The sequence below is a fragment of the Nevskia sp. genome (assembly GCF_051860985.1).
In the GTDB taxonomy this organism is placed as follows: Bacteria; Pseudomonadota; Gammaproteobacteria; order Nevskiales; family Nevskiaceae; genus Nevskia.
In genome coordinates, this window is record NZ_JBIMKV010000005.1 from 1 (window position 1) to 13,365 (window position 13,365).

Annotated in this window: 16 protein-coding genes; 3 read left to right on the forward strand and 13 right to left on the reverse strand. The window is 67.6% G+C overall.

What is annotated here, in order from left to right; translation table 11 throughout:
* Positions 1-122: 122 nt before the first annotated feature.
* From secB to ACTIGJ_RS06285, 3 genes are read right to left on the reverse strand one after another with little or no spacing between them, the layout of a single operon-like run.
* A complete protein-coding gene (secB, locus tag ACTIGJ_RS06275; RefSeq protein ID WP_439639432.1) occupies positions 123-635 on the reverse strand; it encodes a protein-export chaperone SecB in 513 nt (170 codons plus the stop codon).
* 51 nt (positions 636-686) lie between these two features.
* Entirely contained in the window at positions 687-944 is a 258-nt protein-coding gene (gene grxC / locus ACTIGJ_RS06280) for a glutaredoxin 3 (protein ID WP_439639433.1), read from the reverse strand.
* Between the two features lie 46 nt (positions 945-990).
* Positions 991-1,419, reverse strand: coding sequence for a rhodanese-like domain-containing protein (locus tag ACTIGJ_RS06285; RefSeq protein WP_439639434.1), 429 nt, complete (start codon positions 1,417-1,419; stop codon positions 991-993).
* Positions 1,420-1,506: 87 nt separating this feature from the next.
* On the opposite strand from ACTIGJ_RS06285, the gene ACTIGJ_RS06290 reads away from it, so the two are divergent.
* Both ACTIGJ_RS06290 and ACTIGJ_RS06295 read left to right on the forward strand, forming a co-directional pair.
* Positions 1,507-2,709, forward strand: a complete 1,203-nt coding sequence (locus ACTIGJ_RS06290; protein WP_439639435.1) for a murein hydrolase activator EnvC family protein — start codon at positions 1,507-1,509, stop codon at positions 2,707-2,709.
* A gap of 168 nt (positions 2,710-2,877) precedes the next feature.
* Entirely contained in the window at positions 2,878-4,227 is a 1,350-nt protein-coding gene (locus ACTIGJ_RS06295; protein ID WP_439639436.1) for a S41 family peptidase, read from the forward strand.
* 49 nt (positions 4,228-4,276) lie between these two features.
* Here ACTIGJ_RS06295 and ACTIGJ_RS06300 read toward each other — a convergent pair whose 3' ends face one another.
* The 8 genes from ACTIGJ_RS06300 to ACTIGJ_RS06335 all read right to left on the reverse strand — a co-directional run bounded on the left by ACTIGJ_RS06300 (position 4,277) and on the right by ACTIGJ_RS06335 (position 10,254).
* Entirely contained in the window at positions 4,277-4,762 is a 486-nt protein-coding gene (locus ACTIGJ_RS06300) for a DUF4112 domain-containing protein (RefSeq protein WP_439639437.1), read from the reverse strand.
* 7 nt (positions 4,763-4,769) lie between these two features.
* Entirely contained in the window at positions 4,770-6,389 is a 1,620-nt protein-coding gene (gene ubiB, locus ACTIGJ_RS06305) for a ubiquinone biosynthesis regulatory protein kinase UbiB (protein WP_439639438.1), read from the reverse strand.
* Positions 6,386-7,000, reverse strand: coding sequence for a ubiquinone biosynthesis accessory factor UbiJ (locus ACTIGJ_RS06310; RefSeq protein ID WP_439639439.1), 615 nt, complete (start codon positions 6,998-7,000; stop codon positions 6,386-6,388). Before ACTIGJ_RS06310 ends, ubiB begins: the two co-directional genes overlap by 4 nt.
* A gap of 1 nt (position 7,001) precedes the next feature.
* Positions 7,002-7,769 carry a bifunctional demethylmenaquinone methyltransferase/2-methoxy-6-polyprenyl-1,4-benzoquinol methylase UbiE gene (gene ubiE / locus ACTIGJ_RS06315; protein ID WP_439639440.1) on the reverse strand — a complete coding sequence of 256 codons (768 nt, stop codon included), beginning with the start codon at positions 7,767-7,769 and terminating at the stop codon, positions 7,002-7,004.
* A gap of 71 nt (positions 7,770-7,840) precedes the next feature.
* Complete coding sequence (locus tag ACTIGJ_RS06320) at positions 7,841-8,374, reverse strand: peptide deformylase (RefSeq protein WP_439639441.1); 534 nt, start codon at positions 8,372-8,374, stop codon at positions 7,841-7,843.
* Complete coding sequence (locus ACTIGJ_RS06325) at positions 8,371-8,817, reverse strand: gamma-butyrobetaine hydroxylase-like domain-containing protein (RefSeq protein ID WP_439639442.1); 447 nt, start codon at positions 8,815-8,817, stop codon at positions 8,371-8,373. Before ACTIGJ_RS06325 ends, ACTIGJ_RS06320 begins: the two co-directional genes overlap by 4 nt.
* Before the next feature lie 58 nt (positions 8,818-8,875).
* Entirely contained in the window at positions 8,876-9,055 is a 180-nt protein-coding gene (locus ACTIGJ_RS06330) for a rubredoxin (protein WP_439639443.1), read from the reverse strand.
* 2 nt (positions 9,056-9,057) lie between these two features.
* The gene (locus tag ACTIGJ_RS06335) at positions 9,058-10,254 is read right to left on the reverse strand and encodes an alkane 1-monooxygenase (protein WP_439639444.1); all 1,197 of its coding nucleotides are present in this window, start codon (positions 10,252-10,254) and stop codon (positions 9,058-9,060) included.
* Positions 10,255-10,361: 107 nt separating this feature from the next.
* Between ACTIGJ_RS06335 and ACTIGJ_RS06340 the strand changes: the two genes are divergently transcribed.
* On the forward strand, positions 10,362-11,327 hold the full coding sequence (locus ACTIGJ_RS06340; protein ID WP_439639445.1) for a LysR family transcriptional regulator: 966 nt from the start codon (positions 10,362-10,364) through the stop codon (positions 11,325-11,327).
* A 3-nt stretch (positions 11,328-11,330) separates the two neighbouring features.
* Here ACTIGJ_RS06340 and hslU read toward each other — a convergent pair whose 3' ends face one another.
* Together hslU and hslV are read right to left on the reverse strand one after the other, a co-directional pair.
* The gene (gene hslU / locus ACTIGJ_RS06345; RefSeq protein ID WP_439639669.1) at positions 11,331-12,656 is read right to left on the reverse strand and encodes an ATP-dependent protease ATPase subunit HslU; all 1,326 of its coding nucleotides are present in this window, start codon (positions 12,654-12,656) and stop codon (positions 11,331-11,333) included.
* Between the two features lie 68 nt (positions 12,657-12,724).
* Positions 12,725-13,300, reverse strand: a complete 576-nt coding sequence (gene hslV / locus ACTIGJ_RS06350) for an ATP-dependent protease subunit HslV (RefSeq protein ID WP_439639446.1) — start codon at positions 13,298-13,300, stop codon at positions 12,725-12,727.
* Positions 13,301-13,365: the final 65 nt, after the last annotated feature.

The following is a 13,365-nucleotide window of genomic DNA, read 5'->3' on the forward strand; positions in this document are numbered from 1 at the left end:
GCCCGCGCGGTGCCGATGGCGCCGGCGCCGTGCAGGGTTATCGGCGCCTGAGCGGGCATGACGGACCTCGGTTGGTCACGTGCGGTGCCGCGCGGGGGCGCGGCACCGCAGCCGGGAACGGCTTACTGGACCGTCGGCACCGCCGGCGCGGCCGCGCCGCCCTGCGCCTGCTGGGCGAGGTGCTGGGCGTACAGCGCGTCGAAGTTGATCGGCTGCAGCATCACCGGCGGGTAGCCGGTCCGGCCGATCAGGTTGGCGATCGCTTCGCGGGCGAACGGCAGGATCACGCTCGGGCAGTAGGCGGCAAGCACGTGCTGCAGCTCGTTCTGGTCAGCGAAGTTGGCCATCTGGAAGATGCCGGCCTGGTGCACTTCGCAGAGGAAGGCGACTTCCTCGTTGATCTTGGCGGTGACGGTCACCTGCAGGGTCACCTGGAACACGCCGCTGGCCAGCATGTCGATGCCGGTGCCGACCTGCACGTCGATCGCCGGCGGCGTCTCGACGGTCAGGATGCGCGGCGCGTTCGGCATTTCCAGCGATGCGTCCTTGAGGAACAGGCGCTGCAGGAAGACCTGGCGGGCGGGGGCGCCTTCGACGGTCGGGGCGGACGGCGGAACGGGGTTCGGAGTGCTCATTTTCGATTCGGGCTGCGGGGAGAAAAGCGGGATACGGCGTGGCGCCGGGCTTCAGGCGTCGTGCAGCAGCGGGTCGAGCTGGCCGGCGCGTTCCAGCGCGGCGAGATCGTCGAAGCCGCCGACATGGTGATCGCCCACGTAGATCTGCGGCACGGTGCGGCGGCCGGTGCGGGTCATCAGGTCGATGCGCAGCTGCTCGTTGCCGTCGATCAGAATCTCTTCGTACGGCACGCCCTTCTGGGTCAGCAGGCGCTTGGCCATCATGCAGTACGGGCAGATGCGGGTCGAATAGACGGTGACCGGCTTCATCGGAACAACCTCGCGCCTCGGGCGGCGGCTACGGTGGGAAAGGGCCTTACTTGGCGGTGACCGGCAGGCTGGCGGACATCCAGCCGTTCAGACCGCCCTTCAGCTGGTAGACCTCGGCATGGCCGAGCGCGCGCAGCTTGGCGGCGGCTTCGACCTGGCTGGCGCCGAGCGCGCAGTAGACGATCACTGGCCGCGACTTGTCCTTGCCGATCTCGGCAGCGCGCTCGCCGAACTTGGCCAGCGGAATGTTCAGGGCATTCAGCAGATGGCCCTTCTTGTAGTCGGTGGCTGGACGAACGTCGACGACCAGCGCGTCGCGATCGTTGATCAGGCGGACCGCTTCGAGCGCGCCCAGGCGTTTGCCGCCGGTCACCGAGCCGTGCACCTCGTTGGCGATCAGGGCCGCGCTGGCCAGGGCCAGTGCGATGAACAGGAACGGATGCGCCTGTACGAAAGGCAGAAGTTGGTTGATCAAGGGGAGCCGGGCGTTGAACAAGGGGGCGTCGCAATGGGATTATCGCATCCGATGACCCCCCCGGAAAGCAAGTCAGGCGTCGCGGTCGTGGCCCGACCTGCGGCGCTGCGGTCGTGGCTGTTGGCCGCCGTGCTGGGGCTGCTTGCGGCTGGCGGTGCGGCGCTGGCCGCCGGCGACACGGCCAGCAAGCTCAAGGCCGGCACCCAGGACCTGGAAGCGGTGCGGGCCCGGATCGGGGCCGCCAACCAGCGCATCGATCGCGCGCGCGCCGACCAGAGCGCGCAGCGCACGGCGGTCGAAGCCGCCGAGCGCAAGATCGCCGACGCCCAGCGCGCGCTGGCCCGGCTCAATGCCGATCTCGCCAGCGCCGAGCAGCGGGTGCGTGAGGCCAGCGCCAATCGGGCGGCGGCCGAAGCGCGGCTCGGTGCCGCGCGCCGCCGGCTGGCCGAGCAGGTGCGCTCGGCTTACATCGCCGGGCAGGGCGGCACGGCGGCGCTGGTGCTGGCCCAGCAGGAGCCGGATCGGGTGCCGCGCCTGCTGACCTATTTCGACGCCCTGAACCGAGCCAGCGCCCGGCAGATCGACGGCATCCACGCCGAAATCGCCGCCGTCGAGGCCGAACAGCAGAAGCTCGATGCCGAGCGGCTCGCGCTCAAGGACGTGCAGGCTGCGCGCCAGCGGGCGCTGGCGGGGCTGGAGACGGATCGCCAGCAGCGGCGCACGGCGGTGGCGGCGCTCGATGCCCAGATCGCCGATGAAGGCGCCAGGCTCAAGTCGCTGAAGGACAGCGAGCAGGCGCTCCAGGCGCTGCTCCAGCAGCTCCGCGAGGCGCTGGCGGCGATCCCGCCTCCGGTCCGCAAACCCGGCAAGGATGCCCCGAGCAAGCCGCAGAAGCCGTTTCCGAAGATGCGCGGCGTGCTCGCCTGGCCGCTGCGCGGCAGCCTGCTGGCCCGTTACGGCGATGCCAAGCTCGACACCCGCCTGCAATGGAAAGGGCTGTGGATCGCCGCAGCCGAAGGCGCGCCGGTGCGGGCCAGCGCCGGTGGCCGGGTGGCCTATGTCGGCTGGCTGTCCAGCTACGGGCTGATCGTGGTGCTGGAGCACGAGAAAGGCTTCTTCACGCTGTACGGCCACAACGCGGCGGTCAGCGCGACGGCGGGCGATCAGGTGAAGTCCGGCGAGGTCATCGCCAGCGCCGGCAGCACCGGCGGCTACGAACGCAGCGGCCTGTACTTCGAAGTGCGGCGCGGCACCGAACCGGTCGATCCCGAGGACTGGCTCGGCCCCTGAGGGCAGGTCGCAGTTCGCGCGGCAGCCGGCAAAAACGCCTTGCAGGACGAACGATCGCGGGCGGCGGGGGTCTGTTTCCGGTGCTGTGATACATTCGGAAAAGACCGTCATGGCGCCTGAACTCACGGCCCGATCACGCCTCCATTTCCCATCCAGACCCCGTTCACCATGTCCTCCTCGACCCGCGTTTCCCTGGCCCTGCTGGCCGGCGTCGTTTTCGGTGTCAGTGCCACGCTGACCCATGGCGTGTTCGCCGAAAAGCAGGCCCCGGCCGAGGCGCTGCCGCTGAAGGATCTGCAGACCTTCGTCGAGATCCTGAACCGGGTGAAGAGCGACTACGTCGAGCCGGTCAAGGATGAAACCCTGCTCGAGAACGCGGTGCGCGGCATGCTGGCCGGGCTGGACCCGCACTCCTCGTATCTCGACAAGGCCGAGTACAAGGATCTCAACGCTTCGACCACCGGCAAGTTCGGCGGCCTGGGCATCGAGGTGCAGCTGTCGAACGGGCTGGTGAAAGTCGTGTCGCCGATCGACGACACGCCGGCTGCCAAGGCCGGCGTCAAGGCCGGCGACCTGATCGTCAAGATCGACGACACGCCGGTGAAAGGCCTGACCCTGCAGGATGCCGTCACCAAGATGCGCGGCGACCCCGGCACCAAGATCGTGCTGACCCTGGTCCGTGAAAGCCAGCCGGCGCCGCTGGTGCTGGAACTCAAGCGCGACTACATCAAGGTGGCGTCGGTGCGCGGCCGCTCGATCGAGCCGGGCTTCGGTTACGTGCGCATTTCCCAGTTCACTGCGACCACCGGCAAGAACCTGTCCGAGGAACTGGCCAAGCTGAAGAAGGAAGGCGAACTGAAGGGACTGGTGCTGGACCTGCGCAACAACCCGGGCGGCCTGCTGACGGCGGCGGTCGACGTGTCGGATGAATTCCTGAACAAGGGCGCGATCGTCAGCATCAAGGGTCGCGACGCCGATTCGACCCGCGCCTTCGATGCCTCGGTCGGCGATGCGCTGGACGGCAAGCCGCTGGTGGTGCTGGTCAACGGCGGCTCGGCCTCGGCGGCGGAAATCGTCGCCGGTGCGCTGCAGGACCAGAAGCGCGGCGTGCTGATCGGCTCCAAGACCTTCGGCAAGGGCTCGGTGCAGACCATCCTGCCGCTCAACAACGATTCGGCGATCAAGATCACCACGGCGCGCTACTACACGCCGAGCGGCCGCTCGATCCAGGCTGAAGGCATCGTGCCGGACGTCACCATCCAGCCGCTGAAGATCTCCAAGCTCGATCCTTCCGAACTGGGCGAAGGCGTGCACGAGGCCGACCTCAAGGGTCGGCTCGACAACCCGAACGCCAAGGCCGAAGACAAGGCCGCCGAGAAGGCCAAGGACGAGAAGAAGGACGACAAGAAGGATGGCAAGCCGGAACCGATCAACGTCGCCGATCTCGCCGTCAACGATTACGAGCTGTACGAGGCGCTGAACCTGCTGAAGGGCATGAGCATCACCCAGGGGCGCTGAAGCAGTTGCTGTTGCGCACGACGCCGGCCTTGTGCCGGCGTTGTCGTTTTCAGTCGCGCACGAACTGCCACAGGCCGTAGCCGATCGCGGCAATGGCGATCGCCCCGGCCAGCCGCAGCCACAACGGCGCCCGGCGGCGCGGCGGCAGCGGTGCCAGCATCGGCGCGTAGGCCTTGCGCAGCAGTTCGAAGTTGCGTCGGTGCGACTTGAACACGGCGTCGAAGACATCGCCGATGCCGGGTAGCAGGCCGCCGGCAAAGTCGATCGCGACGTTCCGCCCCATCTTCAGCAGCAGCCCGCGCGGCACGCCGGCGCGTGCGGCGCGGGTAATGGTCAGCGCTGACACGCCCAGCGCCAGCGCATCGCCGGCCAGCGGAATCAGGCCGACGATCGCATCAAGCCCGAAGCGGAAGCGGGTGCCCGGAAGGGTCAGGCAGTCGTCGAGCCACCAGGCGGTCTTGTCGACGAAGGCCACCAGCGCCCGCACCTCGTCGACCGAGGGGCCGGGCGGCGTCAGGTCGCGGCGATCGCTCATGCGCGGCTCAGCGGAACGCCTTGAGCCAGCCCCAGCAGCCGATCGCGACGAACGCCGACGACAGCACGACCACGGCGGTCGATGGCGACGTGCCGTTCAGCGAAGCCAGCCCGTACAGCAGCGCGGCGACCACCCAGGCAGTGCCGCCGATCGCCGCGTGCAGGCTCTTGCGGGTGGCCGTGCGCAGCTCGCCGCGCAACGATTCGACGCTGGCGGCATCCATCGCATTGCTCGGCAGCGCGCCGCCCTTGGCCAGGAACTTCATCGCGTTCTGCGCCAACTCCGGCAGCGCCTCGGCCAGCTGCGGCCCCTGCTTGCGCAGCCGCGCCAGGGTGGCGCCCGGGTTGATCCGGTTCCACATCCACTGCTCCATGATCGGCTTGGCGGTCTTCCACAGATCCAGATCCGGATACAGCTGGCGGCCGAGGCCTTCGGTGGTCAGCAGCGTCTTCTGCAGCAGTACCAGCTGCGGCTGCACCTGGTAGTTGAAGCGGCGGGCGATCTCGAACAGGCGCAGCAGGAAGACGCCGAAGGAAATGTCCTTGATCGGCTTGCCGAAGATCGGCTCCGACACGGTGCGGATCGCGCTCTCGAAATCCTCGGCGCGGACATCGGCCGGAATCCAGCCGGACTCCAGATGCAGCTCGGCGATGCGCCGGTAGTCGCGGTTGAAGAAGGCCAGGAAGTTCTCGGCGAGGTAACGCAGATCGGCCGGCCCCAACTGGCCGACGATGCCGAAGTCCACCGCCAGATAGCTCGGCTTCCGCACGTCGGAGACATCGACAAAGATGTTCCCCGGGTGCATGTCGGCGTGGAAGAAGTTGTCGCGGAACACCTGCTTGAAAAAGATCTCCACGCCGCGCTCGGCCAGCACCTGGAAATTCACGCCCATCTCGCGCAGGCGGTCGATTTCGCGAAGGCTGACGCCGTGGATGCGCTCCATCACCAGCACATCGGCGCGGGTGTAATCCCAGAACACGATCGGGTGGTAGATCAGCTCCGAGCCCAGCCAGTTGCGGCGCAGCAGCGAGCAGTTCGCGCCCTCGCGCATCAGGTCCAGCTCGTCGAAGATCACCCGCTCGTATTCGGCCACCACCTCGCGCGGCCGCAGCCGCTTGCCGAGCGGATGCCAGCGCTCGGCGAATTCGGCCAGCGCGCGCAGCAGGTCGACATCCTTCTCGACCCGCGCATGCACACCCGGCCGTAGCACCTTGATGACCACCTCGAAGCCGGGATCGCCTTCATCCGAAGGCTTCAGCCGCGCGGTATGCACCTGGGCCACCGACGCTGCCGCCAGCGGCGTCTCGTCGAACTCGATGAACATCTCCTCGATGGGCTTGCCGAGCGAGCGTTCGATCAGCGCCCGCGCTTGCGCGCCCGAGAACGGCTCGACCCGGTCCTGCAGCTGTGCCAGCTCGGCGGCGACGTCGTGCGGCAGGATGTCCGGCCGGGTCGACAGCGCCTGGCCAAACTTGATGAACACCGGCCCCAGTTCCTGCAGCGCCAGCCGCAGGCGCTCGCCACGCGAGCGCGGATCGTTCGAGGGCTTGCCGTTCCAGAACTCGGACAGGTGATAGCGGCGCACCACCTGCCAGATCGCCCACAGGCGTGGCGTGGCGCGGATCATGGCGCGCTCCGCTGTTCGAGCCGCGCCAGCCGCGCTTCCAGCCGGTCCACGCCTTCCCGCAAGCCATCCACTGCGTCCATCCATTCCTCGACATCGGCCGCGCGGGCCAGGTCTTCGCTTTCTTCGGTCAGGTACTCGGCGGTGTCGCGGCTGAGCTTGTCGGCCGCCGAGCGGCCGAAGCCGAACAGGCCCTTCAGCCCGCCGACCAGCCGGTGCGCCGCGCCATCGCCGATCACCCGGGCCACCAGTTCCTCGGGATCGAAACCGACCCGGCTCAGCAGGCCGCCGAAACGGTTCAGCAGCTCGATGTCGCCGACCACCTCGATGCCGGTCGGCAGACCTTCCCGGCGCGTCAGCTGATTCAAGCCCAGCCGCGCAAGCCGCAGCGTGGGTGCGGACACCAGCACGTCCGGCTCGTCCTCGGTGACGTTCGATACCCGCACGCCGGTGGCGATCGGCTCGATCACGAACATCCAGCCCAGATCGGCGGCTTCGAGCGCGATCGACGTGCCGGCCATCGCCGCGCAATCGGCCACGACGCTGCGCTCCAGGCGCAGGTAGTGGTTCAGCGCGACTTCGACCGTCGCGCAGACCAGAGCGGGAGCGGCCATGTCAGTCCAGCCGATAGCCGCGATGCACGGCGACGATGCCGCCGGTCAGGTTGTAGACCTGCACGCGGGCGAGGCCGGCGTTTTCCATCATGCCTTTCAGCGTGTCCTGATCCGGGTGCATGCGGATCGATTCGGCGAGGTAGCGGTAGCTGTCGGCGTCGTTGGCGACCAGCTTGCCCATCAGCGGCAGCAGCTTGAACGAGTACTGGTCGTAGACCTTGCTGAGCAGTTCGGTCTGCGGCTTGGAGAATTCCAGCACCAGTAGCCGGCCGCCGGGTTTCAGCACCCGGCGCATCGAGGCCAGGGCCTTGTCCTTGTCGGTGACGTTGCGCAGGCCGAAGGCGATGGTGATGCAGTCGAACGTGCCGTCCTCGAACGGCAGGCATTCGGCGTTGGCCTGCACCAGCGGTACGTCGACCACGCCCTTGTCGGCCAGCGCGGCGCGACCCTGGTTCAGCATCGCGGCGTTGATGTCGGCCAGGGTGACGAGACCTCGGGTGCCGGCCAGCTTGCGGAACTCGCGGGCCAGATCGCCGGTGCCACCAGCCAGGTCGAGCACCTTTTCGCCGGCACGCACGCCGGCCAGGTCGATCACGAAGCGCTTCCACAGCCGGTGGATGCCGAACGACATCAGGTCGTTCATCACGTCGTACTTCGAGGCGACCGACGAGAACACGTCGCGCACGCGCCTCTGTTTTTCGGCGACCGGCACCTGCTCGAAACCGAAGTGCGTGGTGCCGCGCGGGTTGCGCTCGTCTTGCTGGGCCATGGTCGGCGGGGGAAGTCGGAAGTGGCCGGATTATCGCAGTTCGCTGCGCGGACGCGGCGCGGCCGGCGGCTTCAGTCGTCGGCCAGGTCTTCGCCGAACAGTTCCCGGGTGAAGCCGAACTGGCTCAGGTCGCGGATGCGGCGCGGGTACAGGATGCCGTCGAGATGGTCGCATTCGTGCTGCACGACGCGGGCGTGGAAACCAGCCGCCATGCGGTCGATGGCCTGGCCATGTTGATCGACGCCGACGTAGCGCAGTTGCGCATGGCGCGGCACCAGGCCGCGCATGCCGGGTACCGACAGGCAGCCTTCCCAGCCGTCTTCCATCGCCGGCCCGATCGGCGTCAGCACCGGGTTGCAGAGGATGGTGAACGGCACCGTTTCGGCATCGGGATAGCGCGGATTGGCGCCGACGCCGAAGATCACCACGCGCAGGTTGACGCCGATCTGCGGCGCGGCCAGGCCGGCGCCATTCAGCGCGGCCATGGTGTCCTGCATGTCGGTGATCAGGGCCTTGAGCGCGTCGCTTCCGAACAGCGCCGCCGGCACTGGCTCGGCGACGCGCAGCAGCCGCGCATCGCCCATCCGCAGCACGTCGCGGATCATGCCGACCCGCCGGGATTGCGGCCGGCCGGCGCCGCCGGTTTGAACTTGCCGACGCCGAGCGCGGACAGCTTCACGGTGGCGTTGTCGCGGCTCATGCCGTGCTCGGCCAGGCGCTGCTCGTAGCGCGCCCACCAGCTGGCGTGCTGGTCGGCCAGTTCGCGCAAGGTCGGCCACGAGAACAGGCCGCTGTCGTGGCCATCGTCGAACTTGAGCCTGACCGCATAGCGGCCGACCGGCTCGATGGCGCTGACATTCACCTCGCGCTTGCCGGCCACCAGCATCGGTTCGCCGCCGCCATGGCCGCGCACTTCGGCACTCGGGCTGAACACGCGCAGGTATTCCAGCGGCAGCGAATCGCTGCGATCCGCCCACACCACTTCCAGCAGGCGGGATTTGCGGTGCAGCTTGATGTCGGTGGGAATGGCGGCAGGGGCAGCAACCATCGGCGCAATCTCGGAAGGCCTGAACAGCCGCGATTATCGCCGCTGTGCAGCCTTCCGATCAGCTGTCGGCTTCGGCGACGAAGTCCGGCTTCTCGCGAACCGCGCAGTCCGGACATGGCCAGTCATCCGGCACCCGCTCCCAGCGCGTACCCGGCGCGAAGCCTTCGTGCGGATCGCCACGCTGCTCGTCATAGCAGTAGCCGCAGCCGGGACAGACGTAGCGACGGAAGGCGGCCATGTTCAGGCTCCGGCGCCTGCCTTGCTGCCCTGCCGGCCCCAGCGGGCTTCGAGCCGGGCGCGGTAGCCGGGGCGGATGTTGATGCGGTCGAAGTGACCGTCTGCCCAGGCGACGACTCTCGGATTCATCACCGCGAAGAAGATCGGCGGGAACAGCGCGATCAGGAACATCAGCGGATAGCCGCTCGGATACTCCGGCAGATCGTCGAAGTTGCGCAGGCTCTGATAGCGGCGCGTCGGATTGGCGTGGTGGTCGGAATGACGCTGCAGGTTGAACAGGATCAGGTTCGACATCACGTGGTTGGAGTTCCACGAGTGGTACGGCTGACAGGCCTCATAGCGGCCGTTGTCGCGCTTCTGCCGCAGCAGGCCGTAATGCTCGATGTAGTTGGCGCTGGTCAGCACGCCGAACCAGCCCCAGATCATCTGCAGCGCGAGGAACGGCACCATCACCCAGCCGAACGCGACGGTCAGGCCGACGTACAGCGGCACGGTGATCAGCAGCGGCTGCAGCACTTCGTTTTCCAGCGTCCACGGTCCCTTGCCGCTGCGCGCGAGGCGGGTCTTTTCCGAGGCCCAGGCACGACGTATCGCCCCCGGAATCTCGCGGCAGGCGAAGCCGTAGATGTTCTCGCCCATCCGCGAGGAGGCCGGATCGTCCGGCGTGGCCACGTCCTTGTGGTGGCCCTTGTTGTGCTCGATGAAGAAGTGGCCGTAGCCGACGACCGCCAGCACGGTCTTCGCGCACCAGCGTTCGAGGGCGGTCGTCTTGTGGCCCAGCTCGTGGCCGGTGTTGATGGCGATGCCGTTGACCAGCCCCACCGACAGCGCGAGCCCCAGGATCGAATACCAGGCGAGATCGCCGGTGCCGATGACCCAGGCGCAGTAGAACAGCGTGACGTAGTGAATCGGCACGGTCAGCATCGGCAGCAGCCGGTAGTACCTGTCTGCATCCAGCTGGGGCACGACCTCCGGCGGCGGGTTGCTGGCATCGGGCGGCAACAGGAAATCGATCACCGGCACCACGAGGTACCAGATCATCCACGTCGCCCAGTACCACACCGGCTGACCGGTCCGGGCCACGATCACGCAGGACATGACGGGCAGCAGCGGCCACATCAGCGACAGTGACCACAGCCAGCGGCGTCGGTCGGTGTAGCGGACGATCTGCCCTTCAGCGTTGGTTGCCTGGACGCTCATGAATTCGGTCTCCTCGATTGGCGCTGCCATGACGGCCAGTGGACGTTCGCAGAGCTGCGGCGCAGCATTCCAATTCATTGTTATTGCCGAATTGGTGAATTTTTGTCATGACCGAATCGTTCCGGCAGCTGCGTCACGTGCTGGCGCTGTACGAGCACCGCAACTACCGGCGGGCGGCTGAAGCAGTGCATCTGACCCAGTCGGCGCTGTCGGTCAGCATCCGCCGGATCGAGGACGAATACGGCGTGCCGCTGTTCATCCGCGATCAGGCCGGCGTGCAGCCTACCGAGTACGGCGAGGTGGTGGTGCGGTTGGCGCGGGAAACCGGATCGACCTTGGCCGAAGGCCGGCGCGAGATCGAACTGCTGCGCAATCTCGACTCCGGCAAGGTGATCGTCGGCTCCGACCCGTGGATGGCCGACATCATCGTGGCGCCCGCCTTATCGAAGCTGCTGCGCAAGCACTCGAAGCTGCGTTTCAGGCTGCGCAGCCAGGGCTGGGACGAACTCCAGGGCGAACTGCTGGCGCGGCGCATCGATGTCTACGTCGGCTCGCCGTTCGATGCGCTCGATCCGGGCATCGAGGCAACCACGTACGAACTGTCATCGCCGGTGATCCTGTGCCGGCGCGAGCATCCGCTGACCCGGTTGCCGGAAATCCGCATCCGGGACGTGCTGCCGTACCCGCTGCTGGTGCCGAAGCTGCCGCGCTGGTATCTGCTGTGGCTGGCGGAGCACTACGGCGGTGGCAGCGAATCCGAAGGGCTGCACGACCTGTTCCTGCAGACCGAGGATTTCACCGTCATCCGCCACATCGTCCACGAGACCGACGCGATCACCGCCGGCGTGGTCCGCGCGTTTCCGGCCGAGCTGTCGCCGTCGGAATTCGCGATGCTCGACATCGTCGATCTTGATCACGTCCGCGCGCCGGTGATGGTGGCGACGCTCGCCGAGCGGCCGATTCCGGCGGCCGCAGCCGCCTTCATCAGCGAGGTCACCGACGAAATCCTGCGGCTGCGCGCGGCGCTCGATGGCGTTCGTGCCCGCCGGCTGGCGGGCACGGAGCCGGGCTGAAACTCAGAGGATGAAGCGGCTCAGGTCTTCGTTGCCGGCCAGCTTTTCGAGCTTGGCATCGACATAGGCGGCATCGACGGTCAGCGTGCTGCCCGCCCTGTCCGGCGCATCGAACGCCGCCTCTTCCATCAGCCGTTCCAGCACCGTGTGCAGGCGCCGGGCGCCGATGTTCTCGGTGCGCTCGTTGACCTGCCAGGCGAATTCGGCCAGCCGCTTCAGGCCTTCCGCCGTGAATTCCAGCGTCACGCCCTCGGTGGCCAGCAGCGCCTTGTACTGCTCGGTCAGCGAATGGGTCGGCTCGCTGAGAATCCGCACGAAATCGTCGGTCTTCAGCGCGTCGAGTTCGACCCGGATCGGCAGCCGGCCCTGCAGCTCCGGCAGCATGTCGCTGGGCTTGGCCATGTGAAACGCGCCGCTGGCGATGAACAGGATGTGATCGGTCTTGATCGCACCGTGCTTGGTCGACACCGTGCTGCCTTCGACCAGCGGCAGCAGGTCGCGCTGCACGCCTTCGCGGGAGACATCGGCGCCGCCGTACTCGCCGCGCTTGCAGACCTTGTCGATCTCGTCGATGAAGACGATGCCGTTGTCCTCGGCGTTCTTCAGCGCTTCGATCTTGATCGCGTCCTCGTCGATCAGCTTCGCCGCTTCCTCGTCGACCAGCAGCTTGCGGGCATCGCGGATCTTGAGCCGGCGCGGCTTCTGCTGACCGTTGCCGAGGTTCTTGAACATCGCCTGCAGCTGGCTGGTCATTTCCTCCATGCCGGGCGGGCCCATCACCGACATCGTCGGCGGCGCGACATTCATCTTCAGCTCGATTTCGGTGTCGTCGAGCCGGCCTTCGCGCAGCTTCTTGCGAAACACCTGGCGGGCCGCACCGTTCTCGCTTTCGCGATGCGTGGAGGCTTCGCCGAAGTTCGACGGCGGCGGCAGCAGCGCATCCAGGATGCGCTCCTCGGCTGCGTCCTCGGCCTTGCCGCGCATCTTCGCGATCGCCTGCTCGCGGGTCAGCTTGACCGCGACATCGGCCAGCTCGCGGATGATCGAATCGACATCGCGGCCGACATAGCCGACCTCGGTGAACTTGGTCGCCTCGACCTTCACGAACGGCGCGTTGGCGAGCTTGGCCAGGCGACGGGCGATCTCGGTCTTGCCGACGCCGGTCGGCCCGATCATCAGGATGTTCTTCGGCGTGATCTCGGCGCGGATCGCTTCCGGCGTCTGCTGGCGCCGCCAGCGGTTGCGCAGCGCGATCGCCACCGCCTTCTTGGCGGCCGCCTGGCCGACGATGTGGCGATCGAGCTCGGACACGATTTCGCGCGGCGTCATCGCTGTGGCGCCAGTGGTGGCGGATTGCAGGGCTTCGGGGGGCGGAACGTCGTTCATGGGTCGGGCTCTCAGCGGCCGGCGTCGGCGGTCAGCGCCGGCGGCTGCTTGTCGATCGTCTCGATGGTCAGGTTGTGATTGGTGTAGATGCAGATGTCGGCGGCGATGTGCAGCGAGCGCTCGGCAATCTCGCGGGCCGACAGATCGGTGTTGGCCACCAGCGCACGGGCGGCAGCGGTCGCGAAGCTGCCGCCGGAGCCGATCGCCAGCACGCCATGCGCTTCCGGCTCCATGACGTCGCCATTGCCGGAAATCATCAGCGTGGTGTCGGCGTCGGCCACCAGCAGCAGCGCTTCGAGCCGGCGCAGGTAGCGGTCGGAGCGCCAGTCCTTGGCCATCTCTACCGCCGCGCGGGTCAGGTGGCCGGCGTGCTTTTCGAGCTTGCCCTCGAAGCGTTCGAACAGCGTGAACGCATCGGCGGTGCCGCCGGCGAAGCCGGCGATGACCTTGTCGTTGTACAGGCGGCGCACCTTGCGGGCGTTGCCCTTGACCATCGTGTTGCCCATCGACACCTGGCCGTCGCCGCAGACGCAGACCTGGCTGCCACGGCGCACGGCGAGGATCGTCGTGCCGTCAAACTGTTCCAAGAGGGGCTCTCCATCGGGCCCGCCAGCGGCGGGCGTTGCTTGCGATGGAGCAGTGTTGGGGTCCG